The 22,311-nt window shown below is 73.0% G+C and carries 18 protein-coding genes; 11 read left to right on the forward strand and 7 right to left on the reverse strand.

The genetic code is table 11. From position 1 onward, the window contains the following. The first annotated feature begins 136 nt into the window (after positions 1–136). Both L3i22_RS31065 and helR read left to right on the forward strand, forming a co-directional pair. Entirely contained in the window at positions 137–1,297 is a 1,161-nt protein-coding gene (locus tag L3i22_RS31065) for a glycosyltransferase (protein ID WP_255657297.1), read from the forward strand. Then, on the forward strand, positions 1,294–3,402 hold the full coding sequence (gene helR / locus L3i22_RS31070; protein ID WP_221321058.1) for an RNA polymerase recycling motor ATPase HelR: 2,109 nt from the start codon (positions 1,294–1,296) through the stop codon (positions 3,400–3,402). Before L3i22_RS31065 ends, helR begins: the two co-directional genes overlap by 4 nt. Before the next feature lie 139 nt (positions 3,403–3,541). Here the strand turns inward: helR and L3i22_RS31075 are convergent, their stop codons facing one another. Continuing rightward, positions 3,542–4,687, reverse strand: coding sequence for an MFS transporter (locus L3i22_RS31075; RefSeq protein ID WP_221321059.1), 1,146 nt, complete (start codon positions 4,685–4,687; stop codon positions 3,542–3,544). 71 nt (positions 4,688–4,758) lie between these two features. Between L3i22_RS31075 and L3i22_RS31080 the strand changes: the two genes are divergently transcribed. The 7 genes from L3i22_RS31080 to L3i22_RS31110 all read left to right on the forward strand — a co-directional run bounded on the left by L3i22_RS31080 (position 4,759) and on the right by L3i22_RS31110 (position 16,139). Continuing rightward, a complete protein-coding gene (locus L3i22_RS31080) occupies positions 4,759–5,478 on the forward strand; it encodes a helix-turn-helix transcriptional regulator (RefSeq protein WP_255657298.1) in 720 nt (239 codons plus the stop codon). A 42-nt stretch (positions 5,479–5,520) separates the two neighbouring features. After that, positions 5,521–6,396, forward strand: coding sequence for an ABC transporter ATP-binding protein (locus L3i22_RS31085; protein WP_221321061.1), 876 nt, complete (start codon positions 5,521–5,523; stop codon positions 6,394–6,396). Beyond that, the gene (locus L3i22_RS31090) at positions 6,393–7,076 is read left to right on the forward strand and encodes an ABC transporter ATP-binding protein (protein WP_221321062.1); all 684 of its coding nucleotides are present in this window, start codon (positions 6,393–6,395) and stop codon (positions 7,074–7,076) included. Before L3i22_RS31085 ends, L3i22_RS31090 begins: the two co-directional genes overlap by 4 nt. Then, a complete protein-coding gene (locus tag L3i22_RS31095; protein WP_221321063.1) occupies positions 7,073–10,201 on the forward strand; it encodes an FtsX-like permease family protein in 3,129 nt (1,042 codons plus the stop codon). The genes L3i22_RS31090 and L3i22_RS31095 overlap by 4 nt, the downstream gene beginning before the upstream one ends. After that, entirely contained in the window at positions 10,198–12,894 is a 2,697-nt protein-coding gene (locus tag L3i22_RS31100) for an FtsX-like permease family protein (protein ID WP_221321064.1), read from the forward strand. Before L3i22_RS31095 ends, L3i22_RS31100 begins: the two co-directional genes overlap by 4 nt. A gap of 149 nt (positions 12,895–13,043) precedes the next feature. Continuing rightward, the gene (locus L3i22_RS31105) at positions 13,044–14,954 is read left to right on the forward strand and encodes a translation factor GTPase family protein (RefSeq protein WP_221321065.1); all 1,911 of its coding nucleotides are present in this window, start codon (positions 13,044–13,046) and stop codon (positions 14,952–14,954) included. A 201-nt stretch (positions 14,955–15,155) separates the two neighbouring features. Then, a complete protein-coding gene (locus L3i22_RS31110; protein WP_221321066.1) occupies positions 15,156–16,139 on the forward strand; it encodes an arabinan endo-1,5-alpha-L-arabinosidase in 984 nt (327 codons plus the stop codon). An 87-nt stretch (positions 16,140–16,226) separates the two neighbouring features. Here L3i22_RS31110 and L3i22_RS31115 read toward each other — a convergent pair whose 3' ends face one another. Then, positions 16,227–17,441, reverse strand: a complete 1,215-nt coding sequence (locus tag L3i22_RS31115) for a hypothetical protein (RefSeq protein WP_221321067.1) — start codon at positions 17,439–17,441, stop codon at positions 16,227–16,229. Beyond that, positions 17,441–17,716, reverse strand: coding sequence for a hypothetical protein (locus tag L3i22_RS31120; protein WP_221321068.1), 276 nt, complete (start codon positions 17,714–17,716; stop codon positions 17,441–17,443). Before L3i22_RS31120 ends, L3i22_RS31115 begins: the two co-directional genes overlap by 1 nt. Before the next feature lie 135 nt (positions 17,717–17,851). Here L3i22_RS31120 and L3i22_RS31125 point away from each other — a divergent pair, with 135 nt between their 5' ends. Then, the gene (locus L3i22_RS31125) at positions 17,852–18,151 is read left to right on the forward strand and encodes a GlsB/YeaQ/YmgE family stress response membrane protein (RefSeq protein WP_221321069.1); all 300 of its coding nucleotides are present in this window, start codon (positions 17,852–17,854) and stop codon (positions 18,149–18,151) included. 13 nt (positions 18,152–18,164) lie between these two features. Next, positions 18,165–18,626: a YdeI/OmpD-associated family protein gene (locus L3i22_RS31130; RefSeq protein WP_221321070.1), complete on the forward strand. Its 462-nt coding sequence runs from the start codon at positions 18,165–18,167 to the stop codon at positions 18,624–18,626. A gap of 3 nt (positions 18,627–18,629) precedes the next feature. On the opposite strand, the gene L3i22_RS31135 is transcribed toward L3i22_RS31130, so the two are convergent. The 4 genes from L3i22_RS31135 to L3i22_RS31150 all read right to left on the reverse strand — a co-directional run bounded on the left by L3i22_RS31135 (position 18,630) and on the right by L3i22_RS31150 (position 22,243). After that, positions 18,630–19,310, reverse strand: a complete 681-nt coding sequence (locus L3i22_RS31135) for a GPP34 family phosphoprotein (RefSeq protein ID WP_221321071.1) — start codon at positions 19,308–19,310, stop codon at positions 18,630–18,632. 6 nt (positions 19,311–19,316) lie between these two features. Continuing rightward, on the reverse strand, positions 19,317–20,306 hold the full coding sequence (locus tag L3i22_RS31140; protein ID WP_221321072.1) for an acetamidase/formamidase family protein: 990 nt from the start codon (positions 20,304–20,306) through the stop codon (positions 19,317–19,319). Next, the gene (locus tag L3i22_RS31145; protein ID WP_221321073.1) at positions 20,299–21,705 is read right to left on the reverse strand and encodes an APC family permease; all 1,407 of its coding nucleotides are present in this window, start codon (positions 21,703–21,705) and stop codon (positions 20,299–20,301) included. The genes L3i22_RS31140 and L3i22_RS31145 overlap by 8 nt, the downstream gene beginning before the upstream one ends. 199 nt (positions 21,706–21,904) lie before the next feature. Continuing rightward, positions 21,905–22,243, reverse strand: coding sequence for a hypothetical protein (locus tag L3i22_RS31150; protein WP_221321074.1), 339 nt, complete (start codon positions 22,241–22,243; stop codon positions 21,905–21,907). Between the last annotated feature and the right edge of the window lie 68 nt (positions 22,244–22,311).

Here is a 22,311-nt window from a genome sequence, read left to right on the forward strand (position 1 = left end):
GAAAGAGGGACAAGCCACCCCTTCCCATCTCTAATCTATAGCAGCCCCCGGGGCTTGCGGCAAGCCCCGGGGGCTGCTGCACAATCGCTCAGTCAACGCTGTGAGCTGCAAAAATGGGGGAACCAGAGTGCGTGTGGTGCTGTCTGCGTACGACTCTCGGGGCGGCGTCGAACCACTGATCGGCCTGGCGGTGCGGTTGCGGGGGCTCGGCGCGGAGGTGGTGGTCTGCGCGCCGCCGGACGATCCGGAGCGCTTCGCCGCCGCCGGGGTGACGCTCGTGCCGGTCGGGCGTTCGCCCAAGGCGCTGATGGCCGCCGGGGTGCCGGTGACGCCGGTCAGCGTTCCGCAGCGGGCGGCCGCGCTGATCGCCGAGCAGTTCGACCGGCTGCCGGCCGTTCTCCAGGGTGCGGACGTGCTGCTCGCGGCCGGTCTGCTGCCGTCGGTCGCCGGGGCGCGGTCGGTCGCGGAGAAGTTCGGGGTTCCGTACGTGTACGCCGCGTTCCAGCCCAACTCGCTGCCGTCGCCGCACCACCGGCCGATCGCGCGGCCCGGGCATCCGCTGGATCCGGCGATCACCGACAACCGGATCCTGTGGGAGCGGGACGCCGACGCCGCGAACGAGCTGTTCCGCGACGTGCTCAACGCCGAGCGGGCCCGGCACGGGCTCGCCGAGGTCAAGGACGTCCGCGACCACGCCTTCACCGACCTGCCGTGGCTGGCCACCGACTCGCTGCTCGGCCCGTGGCTCGACGAGGACTCCGAGGTGGTGCAGACCGGCACCTGGATCCTGCCGGACGAGGGCGAGCTGCCCGGCGAGGTCGAGGAATTCCTCGACGAGGGCGAGCCTCCGGTGTACGTCGGTTTCGGCAGCATGCCGGTCGGCGACGCGGGCCGGGACGCGGCCGGGGCGGTTCGCGCCCTGGGCCACCGGGTGATCCTCGCCCGCGGCTGGGCCGGCGCGGACGCCGAGGACTGCCTGGTGGTCGGCGAGGTCAGTCATCCCGCCCTGTTCAAGCGGGTCGCCGCGGTCGTCCACCACGGCGGCTCCGGCACCACGCATACGGCGGCCCGGGCCGGCGCGCCGCAGGTGATCGTCCCGCTCAGCGGCGACCAGCCGTACTGGGCGGAGCGGGTGACCGCGCTGGGCATCGGGGCGTCCCGGGACTCGGTCGCGGAGGCGCTGAAGATCGTCCTGGCCCCGGAGACCGCCGCGCACGCCGCCGCCGTGGCCGCCGCGATGTACCCGGACGGTGCGGCCGTCGCCGCCGAGATGCTGATCGAGGAGTACCGCCGGTGACCGTCTTCGACCTGCGCAACCACCCCGCCAAGGACGACGCCGCGCTGATCGGCGCGGACGAGAAGCACTTCGTCGCGATGGCGGAGAGCCTCGCCCGGTCCATCGCCGACCTGGAACAGCGCCTGGAGATCGAGCGGAAGGCCCCGGCCGGCAAGGGCCGCCAGGCCGTCGACCGGGACGACGCCGTGCACCGGATCACCGCCCGGCTGCGGACCCTGCGCCGGTTCAGCCTGGACCTGTGCCTGGGCCGGATGGTCCACGAGTCCGGCGAGACGGTCTACATCGGGCGGCTCGGGCTGACCGACGGCGAGGGCGGCCGGCTGCTGGTCGACTGGCGGTCGCCGGCCGCCGAGCCGTTCTTCGGCGCCACCCACGCCAACCCGGACGGCCTGGTCAGCCGGCGGCGCTACCGGTGGCTCGAGGGCCGGATCATCGACTACTGGGACGAGGTCTTCTCGGCCGACGGCCTCGCGGCGGCGGAGGGCCTGGCCGGGCGGGCCGCGCTCGACGACCAGTCGGCGTTCATCGCCAGCCTGGGCGCGAGCCGGTCGCCGCGGATGCGGGACGTGCTCGGGACGATCCAGGCCGACCAGGACGCGATCATCCGGGCCGGCTCCCGGGGCGCCCTGGTGGTGGACGGCGGGCCGGGCACCGGGAAGACCGTGGTGGCGCTGCACCGGACCGCGTACCTGCTCTACTCCGACCCGCGGCTCGGGGCCCGCCGGGGCGGGGTGCTGTTCGTCGGCCCGCACGAGCCGTACCTCGCGTACGTCTCGGATGTGCTGCCCAGCCTCGGCGAGGAGGACGTGCAGACCTGCACGCTGCGGGACCTGCTCACCGAGGGCGCCGCCGCGCTGCCGGAGACGGATCCGGAGGTGGTCCGGCTGAAGTCGTCGGCCCGGCTGGTGCGGGCGATGGCCGCGGCGGTGAGGTTCTACGAGGAGCCGCCGGCGAAGACAATTACCGTCGAGACCCGGGACGGCGAGGTCCGCGTCACCGCGCGGGACTGGGCCACCGCGTTCGAGGCCGCCGACGGGATCCCGCACAACGAGGCGCGCGAGGACATCTGGGCCGAGCTGCTGGCGATCCTCGACCAGCCGGCCGGCCGGGAGCTGCGCACCGCGCTGCACCGGGCCTGGCCGATCCTGGACGCCGCCGACCTGGTGGCCGACCTGTGGTCGGTGCCGGCCTACCTGCGCAAGGTCGCGCCCTGGCTGAGCGTCGACGAGATCCGCACGCTGCAGCGGGCCGATCCGCGGGCGTGGACGGTGGCCGATCTGCCGCTGCTCGACGCGGTCCGGCAGCGGCTGGGCGACGCCGAGGTGTCGGCGCTCGAGCGCAAGCAGGCGGCGGCGACCGCGACCGCCCGCAAGGACATGGACCGGGTGGTCGAGGACCTGATCGCGTCCAGCGAGTACGACGACGGCGAGGGCCTGATGACCATGCTCCGCCAGCAGGACCTGCGGGAGGTGCTGGACGCCGGCAGCGCGCTGCCGAAGGCGGATCCGGACCTGCTCGCCGGGCCGTTCGCGCACATCGTCGTCGACGAGGCGCAGGAACTTTCCGACGCCGACTGGCAGATGCTGCTGTCCCGGTGCCCGTCGAAAAGTTTCACCGTGGTCGGCGACCGGGCGCAGGCCCGGCACGGTTTCACCGAGTCGTGGGCGGAGCGGCTGGGCCGGGTCGGCCTGGACCGGATCGGCATCTCCTCGCTGACGATCAACTACCGGACGCCGGCCGAGGTGATGGCCGAGGCCGAGCCGGTGATCCGGGCGGTGCTGCCGGACGCGAACGTGCCCACGTCGATCCGGACCAGCGGCCTCCCGGTCCGGCACGGCGGCACCGCGGACCTCGACCCGATCCTCGACGAATGGCTCGGCACGAATCCGGAGGGCATCGCCTGCGTCATCGGCGATCCCACCGTCGGCGAGCGGGACCGGATCCGGTCGCTGACCCCGACCCTCGCCAAGGGCCTGGAGTTCGACCTGGTGATCCTGGTCGACCCGGATCGCTTCGGCGAGGGCATCGAGGGCGCGGTCGACCGCTACGTCGCCATGACCCGCGCGACGCAGCAGTTGGTCATCCTGACCAGCGAAGGAAACTAACCAACGCAGGAAATCAACCAGCGCAGGAAACCAACCAGCGCAGGAAACCAACCAGCGCAGGAAACCAACCAGCGCAGGAAACCAACCAGCGCAGAGCGCCAACCGACGCAAGAAACAAACCCACAGCGGCGGCCGCTGATCAAACCTCGACCGGCCTCCGCTGTGGATCGGTGAGCAGCAGACCCAGCAGGAAGGCCGGGATCGGGGCGAGGCAGAGCAGGACGAACACGCCTTCCGGCCCGTGGTGCTGGGCGGTCAGGCCGAACAGCGGGGCGAACAGTCCGCCGATGCTGACGCCGAGACCGAGGGTCACCCCGGCGGCCGTGCCGGGACGCGACGGCAGGTAGTCCTGTCCGAGTTTGACCAGCACCGCGAACGGAATGTTGAGGGCCACGCCGGCCAGGCCGGCGAAGATCAAGGGCAGGACCGGGCCGCCGGTGAAGGCCAGTCCGGCCAGCGCCGGCAATCCCGCGAGGGCACCCCATTGCACGGTACGGACGGTGCCCACCCGATCCGCGATCCGCCCGCCGAGCAGCGTCCCGGCCACTCCCCCGACCAGGAACACGGCCAGCGCCGCCCCGGCCAGGGCGCGACTGCTGTGCAGGTGCCGCAGCCAGTACAGCTCGATGAACGTGTTCACCCCGAAGAACGCGGCGGAGCGCACCACCTCGATTCCGGTCAGCGCCAGGAACGGCCGCCATTGATCAGCCCCCGTCCGGGTCGTGACCGCCCCGGCGACGGCGGCCCGGTGCTGCCGAAGGAGAAATCCGGCGACGACCAGTGCCGGAACGACGAAAAGCACCGTCGCCGGAACGCCGAGGTACACCAGCACCGGCGTAGCCAGCACCGGCGCAAGAAAGAAACCGACACTCCCACCGGCCGCGAAGACACTCATCGCCCCGGTGCTGTCCCCGGCCGCGGCCCGCGCCGCCCGCCCGGCCGCCGGATGGAACATCGCCACCCCGAGCCCGGAGAGCAGGATCAGCGCCCAGACCGCCGGGTACCACCCGCCGACCAGCCCGGACAGCCCGAACCCGAGCCCGGCCAGCGCCACCCCGGCGGCGGCCAGCCAGTCCAGGCGATACCGGTCGACGAGCACGCCGATGAACGGCTGCGGGATCGAGCTGCCGAGCGCCGCCGCCAGGGTCAGCCCGGAGATCGCCACGTAGCTGTAGCCGTGGTCGAGGACGAAGTAGGGCACGGTCGCCGGGACCAGGCCCTGGTACAGGTCGTCGACGGCGTGCGCGGTGCCCCAGAGGCGCATCCGGCGCCAGGTTTCGTTCATACCCCGAGCCTGGCGGCTCCACGGCGTGCGGACTTCCGATATTCTGCCCGATTGTGTCGGTAGAACGCCAAGTGCTGACCGGTCCCACCATCCGGCCGCTCGGGCACCGGGAGCGGATCGAGTGGCACGACCACGCCGTGCACCAGCTGGTTCATCCCCTGCGCGGCGTGCTGCAGGTGCACACCGGCCGCGGCGTCTGGATCGTCCCGCCGAACCGGGCGGTCTGGCTGCCGGCCGAGGTGCCGCACGCCCACCAGGCGAACGGCCCGACCGAGATGCGCTCGCTCATCTTCGGGGTGACGACGGCGGCGGTGCTGACCGAGCCGACGGTGCTGGTGGTCGGGCCGCTGCTGCGCGAGGTGATCCGCACGCTCAGCGAGGACCGCGACCTGACCGCCGGCCACCGGCACCACCTGGAGCAGGTCGCGTTGCACCAACTGCGGCGGGCCGAGGCGCTGCCGCTGATGCTGCCGGCGCCGTCCGACCCGCGGCTGGTCGCGCTCTGCGACCTGCTCGCGGCCGACCCGGCCGACCAGCGCTCACTGCACGAGCTGGGCCGCCAGGTGGGCGCCGCGGAGCGCACGCTCAGCCGCCTGTTCCGCGCCGAGACCGGCTTCACCTTCCCGCAGTGGCGGGCCCAGCTGCGCCTGCACCACGCGCTGAGCCTGCTCACCGCCGGCCGCCCGGTCACCCGCGTCGCCGTGGACTGCGGTTTCCGCAGCCCGAGCGCGTTCATCGAGGCGTTCCGCGCCCTCTTCGGCACCACCCCCGGCCGGTACCTCCACAGTTAGCAAACGTGGTAGAAAGGCACGCCCAAGATCCGTGGGGGGACGATGTCGGAAGCGTTGATCGTGTGCGAGAGCCTGGTCCGGATCTATCAGACCGGGTCGATCGAGGTGCAGGCGCTTCAGGGCCTCGACCTCGTGGTGAACCGGGGCGAGATGGTCGCCGTGGTGGGCGCGTCCGGCAGCGGGAAGTCGACGCTGCTGTCGATCCTGGCCGGGATCGACGCGCCGACCGCCGGCAAGGCGCGGGTGGAGCAGTGGGACCTGCTCGCCATGTCGCGCGCCGACCGGGTCCGCTACCGGCGGCACACCGTCGGGTTCGTCCGGCAGCAGACCGCCGGCAACCTGGTGCCCTATCTGACCGCACGGCAGGTCGTGGACCTGCCGATGACGGCCGCCCGGAAACCGGTCAAAGAGCGAAAAGAACGTACCGAAGAATTGCTTGAAGCTCTTGGTGTGCTGGAATGCGCCGACCGTAGACCGGGCGAGATGTCCGGCGGTCAGCAACAGCGGGTGGCGATCGCGGTCGCGCTCGCGAATCGGCCGCACGTGCTGTTCGCCGACGAACCGACCGGTGAATTGGACACCGCCACCTCCGCCGAGGTGTTCGAGGCCTTGCGGGACGTCAATCAGCGATTCGGGGTGACCGTCGTGGTGGTCACCCACGATTCCGCGGTCAGCGGCCAGGTCGAGCGGACCGTGGCCATTCGCGACGGCCGGACCAGCAGCGAGGTGCTGCGCCGCACCGCGACCAACGAGGACGGCGACACCCACGTGATCGCCGAGGAATACGCGGTGATGGACCGGGCCGGCCGCGTGCAGATTCCCCGCGAATACCGCGACACCCTCGAACTCACCAACCGGGTCCGCCTCGCTCTGGAAGCCGACCACGTGCGGATCCACCCCGATCGGAACGGGAAATGATTAATTCAAACCCGATTGTTTCGGTACGGGGAATCCACCGCACCTTCGGCGCCGGAACCACCGCCGTGCACGCGTTGCGGGACATCTCCTTCGACATCGAACCGGGCACCATGGTCGCGCTCGTCGGCCGTTCCGGTTCCGGGAAGACCACGCTGCTGAACGTGATCGGCGGCCTGGACCGCGCCGACCAGGGCTCGGTCCACGTCGACGGCGACGACATCACCACCCTGGACGAGGACGGCCTGTCGCAGTTGCGGCGCGACAAGGTGTCCTACGTCTTCCAGACGTTCGGCCTGATCCCGGTGCTGTCCGCGGCGGAGAACGTCGGCGCCCCGCTGCGGCTGGCCCGCACCCCGGCCGCCGACCGGGAGAAGCGGGTGAAGCTCCTGCTCGACCTGGTCGGGCTCGCCGAGCACGCCGAGCAGCGCCCGACCGAGTTGTCCGGCGGGCAGCAGCAGCGGGTCGCGATCGCCCGCGCGCTGGCCGCCTCGCCGCGGCTGCTGATCGCCGACGAGCCGACCGGCCAGCTCGACGCGGAGACCGGCCGTTCGGTGATGGCGCTGCTGCGCGGCGTCGTCGAGTCGGAGGGCGTGACCGCGCTGGTCTCCACGCACGACCCGGTGATGATGGCGCTCGCCGACCGGGTGATCCGGATCAGTGACGGGCGGCTGCACGAGTGATCGCCCTGCTGCTGCGCCGGGCCCGCGCCCAGTGGCCGGTGCTGGCCGCGCTGCTCGCCGTGGTCACCCTCGGCGCGACCCTGCTCGGCGTGTGTGCGCTGCTGGTGACCCGCAGCGCGCCGGTCGCGCTCGCGGTCGCCGCCCGGCAGGCCGACCCGGACCGGATGGCGGTGACCGCGTACACCTCGACGATCAAGGGGTCGGACGCGGCGGCGGTCGCCGACGCCACCCGGGGTGTGCTCAGCGCCGCGCTCGACCCGTTCCCGGCGCGCACCGCGGTCCGGGCCTCGTCGGTGATGCGCACGCTGCCCGGCCGCAGGGACCAGGCACGCACCTATCTGTCCGCCGTCGAGGACCTTTCCGAGCGGGCCGCGCTGGTCACCGGGCGCTGGCCGAAGGCCGGCGGCGACCCGGCCCACCCCGAGGCCGTGCTGCTGGACTCCACGGCGAAGCTGCTCGGCCTGGCCGTCGGCGGCCACGTGCGGCTGGCCGCGGACACCTCCGCCGACGCCCCGGCGCCGGCCGTCGACCTGACCGTGGTCGGCGTCGCCCGGCCGCTGCCCGGCGCCGGCTGGGACCGCGACCTGCTCGACGGCACCGGCTTCGACCCGGACCACAACGACGGCACCACCATGCGGGACTTCCCGGCGTACGGGCCGTTCCTGGTCGACGCGGGCGACCTGCTCACCGGCGGCTCGTCGCTGCTGCGGATGGAGATGACCGCCCGCCCCGACCTGACCGGCGCCACCCCGGCCCGCCTGGACGCCGCGAGCGGCCACGTCGTGGACGCCGACGCGCGGCTCACCGGCACGCTCGGCGAGCGGGCCAGGTTCACCCGGGTGGCGTCCAGCCTGCCGGGCACCATGGTCGCCGCCCGGCACCAGCAGGACGTCACGCAGGCCGCGGTGCTGGCCGTGGCGGTGCTCGGGATCGTGCTGACCGCGGCCGCGCTGGCGCTGGCCGGGCGGCTCACCGCCGGGCTGCGCGCCGCGGAGACCACGCTGCTGTCGACGATGGGCGCGAGCCGGGTGCAGCTGGCGGTGACGGCCGGGCTCGAGGCGGGACTGATCGCGCTGGTGTCGGCGGGGCTGGCCGTACCCGGATCGTCTTTTCTGCATGCGGCCCTGAGCCACCTGGCGCCGATGAGCGGCGCCGGGCTGACCACCGCCCCGGTCGTCGATCCGAGCCAGGTGCTCGCCGTCCTCGCCGGTGCGCTGGTGCTGACCGTCATGCTGGCCCTCACCGCGCTGCGCGCCGAGGCCACCCCCGGTCAGCGGGGGCGCCGCGAGCTGCTCGCCCGGTCCGGTGCCGACCTGCTCCTGGTCGCGTTCGCCGCGCTGGGCTGGTGGCAGCTGCACGCCGGGCGCGCCGAGGCGGACATCCTGCAGGTGCTGGCGCCCGGCCTGCTGCTGGCCGCCGGCGCCGCCCTCGCGCTGCGCCTGGTGCCGCCGGCGCTGCGGGTCGCCGACCGGCTGGCCCGCCGCGCCGACAGCCTGCCGCTGCCGCTGGCCGCGTTCGAGGCCGCCCGCCGCCCGCAGGCCGCCGCGGCCGGGCTGCTGATCTGCCTGGCCGCCGCGACCGGCACGTTCGGGATCGCGCTCGCCGCCACCTGGAACACCTCCCAGCACGACCAGGCCGACCTGGCCGTCGGCACCGACCTGGCGGTCACCCTGACCACCCCGCCGGTCGCCGGGCAGGGCGCCGCGATCGCCCGGGCCACCGGCGCGACCGTGGTCAGCCCGGCCACCGACCGCGGCGTCGCGGTCGGGCAGTGGCTCGGCGGCGCCGGCGACACCCCGCACCTGATCGCGGTCGACACCACGCACGCCGGCCAGGTCCTGCGCGGGCGCCTGCCCAGCGGCCGGGACTGGACGTCGGCGACCCGCGGGCTCGCCCCGGCCGGGCCGGCCGCCGGCATCCCGGTCCAGGCCGGCGCCACCCTCGCGATCCGGGGCACGGCGACCGGCTCGGTCCCGCTGACCGTGACCCCGCAACTGCTGCTGCAGGACACCGCCGGGCTGCGGACGGTCTGCACCAGCGCGCCGGTCCCGCTCGACGGCACCCGGCACGCCCTGGCCGGGTGCGCGCCGGCCGACGGGGTCCGGCTGGTGGCGGTGGCGCTGCCGGTCGACTACGACTTCAACTACCTGTTCACGCCGTCGCAGGCCCGGTTCACCGTGGCGATCGGCCTGCCCGGGCCGGCCGGCGACGTCAGCGGCTGGACCACCTCGGCCGTGCTGCCGGACCGCGGCCAGCTGCAGCAGCCGGCGATGACCGCGGCCGGCAACCAGCTGCGGATGACCGGGACCGTGCAGCTCGGCGGCGACGCCGGCAAGCTGGCGCTGATCACGACGGCGTTCCCGGCGCTCGACGCGGTGCCGGTGGTGGTCTCGCAGAAGCTGGCCGACGGGCTCGGGGTCGCCGCCGGGAAGCCGCTGGATCTGACGGTCGGGACGACGGTCGTACCGGCAAAGGTCGCCGGGATCGTGCCGGCCGTGCCCGGCGCACCCGGCGCCGCCGCCGTCCTGGCCGACATCGACGCGCTGTCCCGGGTGCTGACCGCGCGCGGCGAGCTGACCTACCCGGTCGACGCCTGGTGGGCCGGGTCGCCGGCGCACCCCGACGTGGCCGCCCTGCACCTGGGCACGACCACCACCCGGGCCGGCGAGACCCGGCGACTGACCGCCGGGCCGCTCAACGCCGGGCTGCCCGCGGTGCTGAAGCTGCTCGTCCCGGCGGCCGTCCTGCTCCTGCTCGCCGGGGTGATCCTGCACGTCACGCACGACCTGCGGGACCGGGCGGTCGAGGTGGCCCGGCTACGGGGCCTGGGCATGACCGGGCGGGAGATCCGCACGACGCTGCTCGCCCAGCACGCCGCGATCCTGCTGCCGCTGCTCGCCGCCGGAACGCTGGTCGGCGCGCTCGCGACCGTGGTGGTGGCACCGCTGCTGATCCGCTCCGAGACCGGCGCCACACCCGTGCCGCCGGTACAGCCGAGCTGGCCGTGGCCGGCCGAGCTGCTGCTGATCGCCCTGCTCGTGGCCGGCTGCACGCTGGCCGTCGGCGCGGTCGCCACCGTCCAGGCCCGCCGCGCCGGCGCGGCCCAACTCCGGGTGGTCTCATGATCCGGTCCGCGATGCACTGGCCCAGCGTCCGGGGGCGGGCCCGGGCCGACGCCGGCCCGCTGCTGCTCTCCGCCGTGGTGGTGCTGGCGGTGACGATCCTGGCCGGGGCGGTGCCGGTGCTGTTGCGCGACACCGCGGACGAGGCCGTCCAGCACGCGGTCCGGCTCGCCGGCGACGACGCCGACGTACGGGTGCAGGCGCGCTGGGAGTGGGACGACGGCGCGAACGGCGGCCGGGTCCGGGTGCCGAGGTCCGCCGAGGCCCTCGACGACCTGCGGGACCGGTCGCTGGGGCAGTTGGGACCGTTGGAGGAGGTGCTGCTGCCGCCGATCGAGGTCACCGACAGCCCGTACCTCAAAATTCTCGACGGCCTCGAGCCGCGCAGCTTCCGTCTCGACTATCTGGCCGGCGCGGCCGGGCCCGCGGTCACCTGGGTGTCCGGTGGCGCGCCGCGGCCGAGCACCGACCAGCCCGAGGTCGAGGTGCCCTTCGACAACACGCCGTGGCCGGTGCAGGCCGGCGTCTCCGAGGCCACCGCGGCCCGGCTCGGGGTCAAGCCCGGCGATCGGCTGCGGCTCGAGGACGCCCAGCACGCCGCCAAGGACGTCCGGATCAGCGGCGTCTTCCGGCCGGTCGACCCGGCCGACCCGACGTGGCAGGTCGCGCCGTGGCTGCTCGACCCGGTGTACGGCAAGGACGGCGCCGGCATCACCCGGTTCGGTGGCCTGCTGTCGAAGGAGTCGCTGCCCGACGCCCGCCTCGCCTTCGGCCAGGACGACATGCCCCGCACGGTCCGCTTCCGCCCCGACCCGCGACTGCTGACCCTGGACTCGGCGCAGCGGATCGTCGCCGCCGTGATCCAGCTCAAGGTGTCCTCGACGACGTCCGGTGACCGGTCGGCCGAGGCCCAGTGGGCGACCCAGCTCGACTGGGTGCTGCGCGACGTCCAGGACGAGATCGACGCCGCCACCGCACAGGCGTCGGTGCTGCTCACCGCGGTGACCGTGGTCGCCGTGCTGATCCTGCTGCTGGCCGCGAACCTGCTGGTCGCCCGGCGCGCCCAGGCGCTGACCGTGGCCCGGCAGCGCGGCGCCTCGCTGACCGCCCTCGGCGCCGAGCTGCTGCTCGAATCGGTGCTGGTCGCGGCCGGTGCGACGGCCGCCGGCGCGCTGGTCGCCACGCTGACCGCGGGTGGCGTCGCGTGGGGCTGGCTGCTCCCGGTGGTGCTCGCCGCGGTGCTCGCCGGGCCGGCGTTCGGCCTGGTCGCGGCGTATCGGGCGACCCGCGACCGGCGGGTCCCGGCCAACCGCAGCGCCCGCCGGCTCCGCGAGCGCACCGCCGTGCTGCGCCGGCTGACCCTGGAGGTCGCCGTGCTCGCCGCGGCCGCGGTCGCGCTGACCCTGCTCGTCCAGCACGGGGTGCTGCCGTCGGCGGGCGGGACCGTGCTGCTGCCGGCCGCCGCCCCGGCGCTCGGCGTGCTGACCGGCGCGATCCTGCTGCTCCGGCTGCTGCCGCTGGTCACCGGGCTGACGTTGCGGCAGGCGTTGCGCTCGGCCCGGCCCCTGGCGGTCTTCGCGGCGGCCCGCGCCGCCACCTCGGCGTCCCGGGTGCTGCCGGTGCTCGCCCTGGTCAGCGCGGCCGGGCTGGCGTCGTTCGCGCTGACCGTGACCAGCACGGTCGACCGCGGGCTCACCGACGGCGCGTGGCGCGACGTCGGCGCCGACGCCCGCCTGGAGCTGACCACCGACTCGGTCGACACGGTGCCCGCGCTGACGAAACAGCTCGCCGCCGGGGCCGGTGTCCGACACGCGGTCGCCGCGCAGGTCCAGGACGCGGCGCCGATCGTGGTGGGCAGCGCGGCCCGGCCGTCCCGGCTGGTCGTCGTGGACACCGCCGCGTACCGGGCGCTGCTCGCCGACACCCCGTTGCCGGCGCTCCCGGCCCTGCCCGCCGCACCGGCCGGGTCGGTGCCGGCCCTGGTCCGGTCGGCCGCGGGGCACGTGGCCGTCGGCGATGCCCTGGCGCTGCCGCGCGAGGGCGGCGGCCCGGCCTTCCCGCTCGTGTCGGTCGGCGTCGCGCCGCCGGTCGACGGCGCCGAGGACGTGGTCGTCGTCGACGCGGCCGCGATGACCGCCGCGGGGTACCACGTCGTGCCGAACACCGTCTGGGTGACCGGGCCGGGCGCGGAGAAGACGGCCCGCGGCGCCGACGCGCAGATCGTGCTGCGCACCGACGTGGAACGTGGTCACCGCGGCGCGCCGCTGGTCACCGGCCTGATCCGGCTCGCCTGGGCGTCGGCGATCACGCTGCTGGCGCTCGGCCTGCTCGGGTTCGCGCTGGGCGCGGCGGCCGGCGCCCAGGACCGCTGGCAGACCCTGAGCCGGCTGCGGACCCTCGGCCTGCGCACCGGTGAGGCCCGCCGGGTCGCGGCCGGTGAGCTGCTGCCCCTCGCGCTGGGCGCCGCGCTGGCCGGTCCGCTGCTGGGCGTGCTGCTGGCCCGGATCACGCTCGGCCCGCTGTCGTTGCGGCTGCTCACCGGCCAGACCGACGATCCGGTGCTGGTCCTGCCCTGGGCGATGATCGGGGTGGTCGCGCTGGCGTTCCCGCTGATGGTCCAGGCGGTCGTCGCCGCGGAGTCGTCGTCGCGCCGCCGCCACCGCCTCGGCGAGGTGCTGCGGGTCGGTGGTTCCTGAGGAGGTTCGGCGTTAATCGGTTGCCGGGGCGGCCCCGGGGCTGATGGGGTGGGCTGGTCAGTGCCCCCGAGCGGAAGAAGAATCCGAGATGCGAGCTGCGTTCATGTCACCCACGGAATCAATTCGATTCGTTCTTGAGGACATGACGCTTGAGCATTCTCAATCTCGGCATTCTGGCGCACGTCGACGCCGGTAAGACCAGCCTCACCGAGCGGTTGCTGTACACCGCCGGTGTGATCGACGAGATCGGCCGCGTGGACGACGGCAGCACGCGGACCGACAGCCTGGAACTGGAACGGCGACGCGGGATCACCATCAAATCCGCGGTCGTCTCGTTCACCGTCGGCAATCGCACGATCAATCTGATCGACACGCCCGGGCACCCGGATTTCATCGCCGAGGTGGAGCGGGCGCTGTCCGTTCTCGACGGTGCCGTCCTGGTGATCTCGGCCGTCGAGGGCGTCCAGGCGCAGACCCGGGTGATCGCCCGCACGCTGCACCGCCTGGGCATCCCCACGCTGATCTTCGTCAACAAGGTGGACCGCGGCGGCGCCCGCTTCGACGGCCTGCTGACCGAGATCGCGGACCGGATCAGCCCGGCGATCATCCCGATGAGCCGGGTCGACGGCCTCGGCACCCGGGACGCCAAGGTCCGCGCCGACGTCGACCCGCTGCGCCTCGCCGACCACGACGACCGGGTGCTCGCCGCGTTCGTCGAGGACCGGCCGATGCCGCCGATCCGGGTGCGCGGCCGGGTGCATCCGGTCTACTTCGGGTCCGCGATCACCGGCGCCGGCATCGACGACCTCGTCGACGGGATCACCCGGCTGCTGCCGCCGGCGACCGCCGACCCGGCCGGGCCGCCGACCGGAAGGATCTTCAAGGTGGAGCGCGGGCCGGCCGGGGAACGGCTCGCCTACCTGCGGATGTTCCGCGGGACGCTGCGCGTCCGGGAGACCGTCGGCGCGGACCGGGTGACCGGGATCGACATTTTCGCGGAGGGCGCCGCGCGCGCCTCCGGCGCGATCACGGCGGGGCAGATCGGCCGGCTGCGCGGGCTCGGCTCCGCTCGGATCGGGGACGATTTCGGCGTACGGGAAAATGGTGTTGATGAAGGTGTTTTTGCCCCGCCCAGCCTGGAGACCGCGGTCGTCGCGGCCCGGGGCGCGGAACGCGGCGCCCTGCACGCCGCGCTGACCGAGCTCGCCGAGCAGGACCCGCTGATCGATCTGCGCCAGGACGACGAGCGGCAGGAGGTGTACGTGTCGCTCTACGGCGAGGTGCAGAAGGAGGTGATCGAGGCGACCCTGGCCGAGCAGTACGGCCTGGCGGTGACCTTCCGGGAGACCACGACGCTGCACGTGGAGCGGCTGCTCGGGGTCGGTGCGGCGGTCGAGTTCAACAAGGTGGACCCGAACCCGTTCCTGGCCACGATCGGTCTGCGGGTGTCCCCGGCGCCGGTCGGCTCCGGGATCAGTTTCGGTCTGGAGGTGGAGCCGGGGTCGATGCCGCCGGCGTTCTTCACCGCGGTCGAGCAGACCGTTCACGACACGCTGCGGCAGGGCCTGCGCGGCTGGCCGGTGCCGGACTGTGCGGTGGTGATGACGCACTCCGGCTATTCGGCGCGGCAGTCGCATTCGCACGCGATCTTCGACAAGAGCATGTCGAGCACGGCCGGCGATTTCCGCAACCTGACCCCGCTGGTGCTGATGGCGGCGCTACGGGCGGCGGGGACCGTGGTGCTCGAGCCGATCCACACGTTCCGCGTGGAGGTGCCGCCGGACACCGGGCCGGCCGTGCTCCCGCTGCTGGCCCGGCTGCGCGCGATCCCGCTGGCCACGACGCCGGCGGTGATCTCCGGCGAGATCCCGGCCGCCCGGGTGCACGAGTTGCAGCGGCGGTTGCCGGCGCTGACCCGGGGCGAGGGCGTGGTGGAAAGCTCCTTCGACCACCACGCGCCGGTCCAGGGCCCGGCCCCGACCCGGCCGCGGACCGGGCCGGACCCGCTCGACCGCAAGGAGTACCTGCTGCGCGTGGTGCGCCGCGCGGGCCCGCAGTAGCGGCCGATCTCTTTGCAGCGTTGCAAAACGCGTCTTGACTTGTCGGATGTGATCGTTAACATGACGGTAATCGAATCGACGTCGATGAGTCTCTGAGCCCTCGCGGACGCGCCCACCCCACGCGCCGGCCGCGAGGCATCCATCCCGGCGGCGCCCCGATTCCCCGATCGGGCGCCGCACCTCCCGGAAGGCGAATCCCCCATGACGTCTCGCTTCCGCACCCTGCTCCTCGCCGGTGTCGCCGGCCTGCTCGCGGCGACGGCCGGCATCTACGGCGTGCAGAGCGCCCAGGCCGCGACCTACCCCAATCCCGGCGTCGTGACCGGCTCGACCGGCGCGCACGACCCCAGCATGATCAAGAAGCCCGGCGGCGGATATCTGCTGGCCACCACCGGTGACGGCATCACCCTGAAGACCTCGCCGGACCGGACGGCGTTCGCCGACGCCGGGAAGGCGTTCCCCAACGGCACCTCGTGGGCGAACGCGTACACCGGTGGCAGTGCGAATCTGTGGGCGCCGGACATCTCGTACCGGGGTGGCAAGTATCTGATGTACTACGCCGCCTCGACGTTCGGCTCCAGCAAGTCGGCGATCTTCCTGGCCCAGTCGACCACCGGCGCGGCCGGGAGCTGGACCAACTCCGGCCTGGTGATCGAGTCCACGACCAGCAGCAACTGGAACGCGATCGACCCGAACCTGACCGTGACCGCGTCCGGCGAGTGGTGGCTCACGTTCGGCTCGTTCTGGTCCGGGATCAAGATGGTGAAGCTCAACCCGTCGACCGGCAAGCGGGCCGACAGCACGATGTACAACATCGCCGAGCGGTTCGTGAACAGCAAGTCGGTCGAGGCGCCGTTCGTGTTCTACCACGCGGGGTACTACTACCTGTTCATGTCGTTCGATTTCTGCTGCCAGGGGGCGTCGAGTACGTACCGCACGATGGTGGCGCGGTCCACGTCGATCACCGGGCCGTACAAGGATCGGGCCGGGACGCTGACCACGGCCGGCGGCGGGACGGAGATTCTCGCCGGGCACGGGAGTGTCTACGGGCCCGGGCATCCGGCGGTGTTCACCGACAGTGATGCTGATGTGCTGGTCTATCACTACTACACGTCGTCGGGGGCGGCGAAGCTCGGGATCAACCTGCTCGGCTGGGACTCGTCGGCCTGGCCGTACGTCTACTGAACACCGGTCCCCCACCCCGGCCGGCGGTCCCGAACCCGAATCGGGGCCGCCGGCCGTCTGCTCGCTTGCCGTCCTGACCCGAGCCCGTCATCGCTGCTGGACGACGTGGGTGAGCTCGTGCGCGAGCGGGCTGCCGCCCGACGACGGGGCGCTGACACTGACGCCGGGATTGAAGGCCGTCGCGCCGCCGCCGTTCGCGGTGAGCGCGCCGCTGGGCGTAGCGGGATGAGCCCCTACCGCACGGCCCTGCTCCGGACTCTTGCTCACCTCACCCGCGCTGTCGGCGCGCCCCTGCTCCGGGCTCTTGCTCACGTCGCCGGGACGATCAGAGGCGTCACCGTTGCTGGAAGCGCCCGACTCCCGACCACCATCGGACGGGTTCGGCTCGGGGCTCTTGCTCGCGTCACCCGCGCCGTTGGGGGTGCCCGGCTCCGCGGGCCGGCCACCGTTGTCCTCCAGCGAGTCAGCTCCCCCGTTCGGCGCGATGGAGTCGGTCTCCCCGCTCACCCCGCCGCTGATCCGGGAAGCGCCGTCCGCCACCCCGGCCCCGGTCGAGGTGTTCCCACTCAGGCCGGCCCCGGACCGAGCCGCCCCGGCACCCACCGCCGCCCCGAGCGAAGCACCGTTCGGCACCGTCCCACCTGAGACACCGTTCGGCACCGTGCCGGGTGAGGCACCGTTCGGAACCGCGATGGCCGAGTCGCCCCCGTTCGGTTCCAGCCCGCCGGACGGGTTCCCGTTGGGCACGAGCTCGCCCGCGGGCGTGCTCAGACCGGCACCCCGGGACACATCGGTCGGCTGGATCACCGGGTGGCCCCGGGACTCCGCCAGCCGCCCCCGCACCAGCTCGTTGCTCTGCGACATCACCAGGCGCCCACGCCGTACCTCGATGTCCGCCTGCCGGAACGCGATCACCCGCCGGTGATAGGTAGCGTCGGTGACCCCCGCCGGAATCGGCTCCACGATCACCGGACCGCTCACGATCAGCCCGGCCTGCACCGCGATCGCCCGGGCGTGCGCCATCGACGCGAGCGCCGACGACAGCCCGTCGGCGTAGCGGTTCAGGACATCCGCCGTACGGGAAATCTCGGTCTTGAAGTTGTCGACCTTGACCTCCGCATCGCTCATGCGTCCGCGGAAAGCCTGCCCGGCCACCCCGTGCCAGCGTTCGGCGGCCTCGCCGCCGACGCTGCGCAGCGCGATCGCCCCGGCCGAGACCTCGGGCGCGAGCCGCCCGCGAAGCCACTGGGTGGTGGCGTAGACCGACCCGGGATCCCCGTCGAGAAACGTGTTGATCGGCATCAGGGCACCGCCCGCAGCTGCCCGGCGTTGGTCAGGTCCTCGGCGTCGTAGGTCCGGCCCGCCTCGGCGACCCGCCCGGACGCGGCCCGCAGGCCGCCGGCCAGGTTGGTGACGTTCGCCGAGACCGTGGCGAGCAGCTCGGCGATCATCGCGGTGGCCTCGCCGGCGTCCGGTGTGGCCGGAGTCCCGGTGGAGGTGAGCGCGTCGCCGGCGCGGCTGAGCCGGTCCGCGATGCTGTCCAGCAGGGCCAGGTCGACGTCCAGTTGATCGGTCATGTCTTCTCCCCCAGAGCGGTTTCATGACTGACGTTCCGACCGGGTGTACACACCCGCTTCGAGGTCGGTTCACGGCCGGGTTTGACGCGGCACTCACCATGGGCATGGTCAGGATGTTGATGGGGAGGAACACGAGTGAACGGTCAGGAACTCATCGCGGCGATCATCTTCGGCGCGATCATCGGCGTGGTGGCCAGGATCGTGCTGCCGGGGCGGCAGAACATCGGGCTGATCGGGACGGTGCTGGTCGGCATGGGCGCCGCCATCGCCGGGACCTGGGTGTCGAACCGCTATGACTGGCACAGCAGTCACCACTTCACGGTCACCGGGCGGACGTTCGACTGGGCCGTCGTCGGGGTGCAGGTCGGGATCGCGGTGCTCGGGGTGGGTCTCGCGGCGATGCTGACGAAGGCCTTCCGAACCGACCGCGATTGATTACCGTGTCAGCGTGGCCGAGATCCTGAATCTGAATCTGACGCTGGAGTCGCGCGGACCGGCGGGGGCGTTCCTGCTCACCGATGAGCAGGTCGCCGCCGTCGGCGACGGTAGGAAGGCTTTTCCGGTCCGGGTGACCGTGAACGACGTGACGTTGCCGCTGCGGCTGGCCCGGATGGGCGGCGAGAACATGATCGGCCTGGCCAAGGCGGCGCGGGCGCAGGCCGGGGTCGACATCGGTCAGGCGTACGACGTGACGATCGCCGCCGAGTCCGGCGAACGCACCGTGGAGACGCCCGCCGAGCTGGCCGCCGCGCTGGCCGGGGACGCCGAGGCCGGCGCGGCGTTCGAGAAGCTGGCGTACTCGCACCGCAAGGAGTTCGTCCGCTGGATCACCGAGGCGAAACGGGACGCGACCCGCGCGGACCGGGTCGCCAGGACGCTGGAGATGCTCCGCGCCGGCGAGCACCGATGAGGCTCACATCGCCGCGGTCGCCATGTCCTGCACGACGCCGAGCACCGCGGCGGCGACGGCCGGGGCCTGACCCACCGGGTGCCGGCTGGGCCGGGCCCGTTCCGGCAGTTCCCGGATGACCTGCTGCAGCAGCGGTTCGAGCTCGGCGCGCGTGCCGCGCAGCAGGGCGCCGTGCAGGCCGAGCGCGGAGACCAGCCCGCACAGGCAGTCGGCGTCGGGCGAGGGCCCGTCGCGGCCGTCGACGCGGTAGCCGACCTTGGCGCGGACCCGGACGGCCACGCCCTCGTCGGCGAGCTCGTACTCCTTCTTGCGCCAGCGGCGCGCCGGGCCCTCGGCGAGCAGTCCGCGGTGGACCAGGGCGGCGGTGGTCCGTTCGTACAGTCCGGGCGCCGCGACCCGGAGCAGGTTCGGCAGGGCCGGGCCGGGCGTCCGCTCCATGATGATCGCGAGGACGTCGTCGGTGACCGGGTCGCCGGTCGTCTCCCGCTGGTACCGGTCCGGGCTGACGACCCCGGAGTCGATCGTGACGCGCTGGGCGATGAGGAGATCCATCACGGTCGCGCCGGCCAGGCCTGCGGCCAGGGCCGGCACGTGCAGCCGGGGCCGCATGTGCCGGCTTTCGTCGTGGGCGAGGAGAAACAACTGCTCACGTACGAGGGTCGGATCGAGTCCGGGGCGTCGCACCGTGGATCAGCCGTTCCGTAGCCGTTCGTGCACCCCGCCGTAGGCGATCGTGCCCGGCAGGTACGTCTTGTCGATGCCGGCGCTCATCACGTACTGCGGGTCGACGACGTTGCCGGCCCGGGCGCTGGTCGTCTGCGAGACCAGCTGGTACGCGTCGAGCTGGTCCAGCCCGGTCAGCTCGGCGACGTGCAGGACCAGGTCGTGCTGGCTGATCCGGAACGCGTCCTCGAGCGGCCGTGCGGCGCCGAGCGAGACGAGCTGGGTGTCGGTCTCCAGCCGCGGGGTGCCGGTCGGCACCCCGGAGATCACGTCGACCACGATGGTGACGTCCATGGCGACCTCGACGGCCACGCCGCAGACCTCGCCGTCGCCCTGCCGCGCGTGCCCGTCGCCGAGCGCGAGCAGCGCGCCGGGCACGTTGACGCCGAGGTAGAGGGTGGCGCCCGGCCCGAGCAGCGGGGTGTCCAGGTTGCCGCCGTGCACGTCCGGGACGATGGTCTGGCGGACCTCACCGGCGGCCGGCGCGACGCCGACCGTGCCGAGCATCGGGGCCAGCGGCAGGTCGACCGTGAAGTCGCTGCGCCGGGCCTGGTAGCGCACGGTCCGCGCGGCCAGGTCGATGTCGTAGAGCCACACCCGCTCTTCGAGCGGAGCCTGCAGGGTACGGGTGTAGCCGGTCGACGTGAGCGCCCCGAAGTGCGGGAACGTCGAGGAGATGCCGAACGCCGACGCCGGGGTCAGCGCCACGACGTGCACGGCCAGGGTGTCCCCCGGCTGCGCCCCCTCGACGAACAGCGGCCCGGTGACCGGGTTCAGGTACGGGAACTCGCACACCTGGCTGGGCAGGTCGTCGACGGTGCGCACCTTGCCGCCGAAGCAGTCCAGGGTGCGCAGCGTGATCGGCTGGCCGGGCTTGACCGCGGCGATCGCCTCCCGGCCGCCGAACGTGTAGCCGTACTGCCCGGGGTCGGCCGGGATGTGGATCGGGTCAGACATTCTCCACCGCCTTCGCGGTCGTGGCCGCGTCGTCGTCGCCGGGCACCTCGGGCAGGCTCGGCTTGCGGCCGGTGGCGAGCAGCACGACCAGGATGACCGCGCCGACGCCGAGCCAGATCAGGCCGACGGTCTGGGCGAGCAGGCTGCCGTTCCAGATCACCGCGATCAGCACGAGCGCGCCGACCGCCGGGACGACCACGTTACGCAGCACGCCGCCGGCCCGGCCGGTCTTGACCCACTCCCAGATCACGCAGACGTGCAGCACCACGAACGCGATCATCGCGCCGAAGTTGACCAGCGCGCTCATCAGCGTGATGCCGTCGTCGCGCCGGGCCATCCACAGGCCGATGACCAGGGAGATCCCGGCGGTGGTGAGGATCGCGTTGGTCGGCACCGAGCGGGTCAGCGACACCCGGGAGAGGAACTTGGGCAGCTGCCCGTCCCGGGACATCGCCATCAGCAGCCGGCTGGTGGCCACCTGGGCGACCATGTTGTTCGCGATGCCCCAGGCCAGGGCGGTGGCGAGCGCGGTCAGGGTGGCCAGCCAGTGTCCACCGGCGACCTCGGCGGCGTCGTAGAACGCGGAGCCGGTCGGGTCGCCGTTGGCGATCAGGCCGTCCGGGTCCGGCACGAGCAGCGCGGCGACCCAGGTCTGCGCGACGAACAGGGCGGCGACCACGAGCAGCGAGGCGTACATGGCGCGGCGGATCGTGCGGGCGCCGTCGGCGGCGTCCTCGGCGAGCAGGCCGAGCGCGTCGAAGCCGAGGTAGGACAGCATGCCGATGGAGACGCCGCCGAGGATCAGCGACCAGGTGAAGCTGGTGCCGTTGTAGAACGGGTCGAGGCTGAAGCCGTGGCCCTTGCCGTCGGCGAGCGCCTTCAGGCCGTACCCCAGGAAAATGATCAGAATGACCAGCTCGCCGGCCAGGAAGATCCAGTTGAGCAGCTTGGTGGTCTTGATGCCGAGCACGTTGGTCACGGTGTTGACCAGGACGAAGATGATCACCCAGGCCCAGACCGGCACGCTCGCCACGATCGAGTTCATCGCGGCGCCGGCGACCAGCGACAGCAGCAGCGGGATGCACACGTAGTCGAGCAGGATGGCCCAGCCGGTGAGGAAGCCGACGGCCGGGTGGATCGCGCGGCCGGCGTAGCCGTAGACCGAGCCGGCGACCGGGTACTTCTCGACCATCACGCCGTACGACGAGGCGGTCAGGATCATGGCCAGGGCGCCGACCACGTAGGCGAGCGCGATCATGCCGCCGCTGGCCTGGAACACGCTGCCGAAGATGCCGAACGGCGCGATCACCACCATGAAGACCAGACCGTAGGCGATCAGGTCGCGGATGCGCAGTTCGCGCCGCAACTGCTGCTGGTACCCGAACTTGTCGATGGACATGCGGCGGTATGACCTCTTCCCCTAGAGAGGCGCCACATGTCCTATGTGGACCGTGGCATGACAATTACCGCTCCGGCGAGGCCGTGAGCGGGGCATAGTGAAGCGCGTGGATCGGTTCAGCTATTCGAGAAAGCGAGCAAAGTAAATACCTAGATCAGCTCGGCCCGCAAGGCCGGAAACACAACTGATCACTGGCTGTTTACAGGCTGCGACGACGCCAGGGCCAGCGGGCCGGACGGCGGTAGAGCTCGTTGAGCCGGTCGTCGACCACCGTGCGGACCCCGGCGAGCGCGATCACCAGCATCTCCCGCAGGCCGGCGCAGGTGCGGCAGTCCTTGCGCGTGCACTCCTGGCGGTGCTCCAGAGCGGTCATCACCAGACGCTGGGCGAGCATGCCGGAGACGTGCGCGCGCTGCGCCCAGGCCGGGCGCTCGTCGATGCCGGCGCGCCAGGTCTCGACGTCCTGGTCGGTCACCCCGTACAGCTCGGCGGCCTTGCTGACCTGGGCCAGTGAACTCTGAACATCAGCCTCGGCCACAGCGGACCCCCCGTGCCGTTGACGCGATAGGACCGCATCGTACCGCCCCGTCGGCGCGGCATCCGCAC

The sequence above is a fragment of the Actinoplanes sp. L3-i22 genome (genome assembly GCF_019704555.1).
GTDB lineage: Bacteria > Actinomycetota > Actinomycetes > Mycobacteriales > Micromonosporaceae > Actinoplanes.

Coding starts and splice junctions, on each gene's coding strand:
- L3i22_RS31075 (WP_221321059.1), bottom strand. CDS start 4,687: ATGAACGAAACCTGGCGCCGGATGCGCCTCTGGGGCACCGCGCACGCC.
- L3i22_RS31085 (WP_221321061.1), top strand. CDS start 5,521: ATGTCGGAAGCGTTGATCGTGTGCGAGAGCCTGGTCCGGATCTATCAG.
- L3i22_RS31090 (WP_221321062.1), top strand. CDS start 6,393: ATGATTAATTCAAACCCGATTGTTTCGGTACGGGGAATCCACCGCACC.
- L3i22_RS31100 (WP_221321064.1), top strand. CDS start 10,198: ATGATCCGGTCCGCGATGCACTGGCCCAGCGTCCGGGGGCGGGCCCGG.
- L3i22_RS31110 (WP_221321066.1), top strand. CDS start 15,156: ATGACGTCTCGCTTCCGCACCCTGCTCCTCGCCGGTGTCGCCGGCCTG.
- L3i22_RS31115 (WP_221321067.1), bottom strand. CDS start 17,441: ATGCCGATCAACACGTTTCTCGACGGGGATCCCGGGTCGGTCTACGCC.
- L3i22_RS31120 (WP_221321068.1), bottom strand. CDS start 17,716: ATGACCGATCAACTGGACGTCGACCTGGCCCTGCTGGACAGCATCGCG.
- L3i22_RS31140 (WP_221321072.1), bottom strand. CDS start 20,306: ATGTCTGACCCGATCCACATCCCGGCCGACCCCGGGCAGTACGGCTAC.
- L3i22_RS31145 (WP_221321073.1), bottom strand. CDS start 21,705: ATGTCCATCGACAAGTTCGGGTACCAGCAGCAGTTGCGGCGCGAACTG.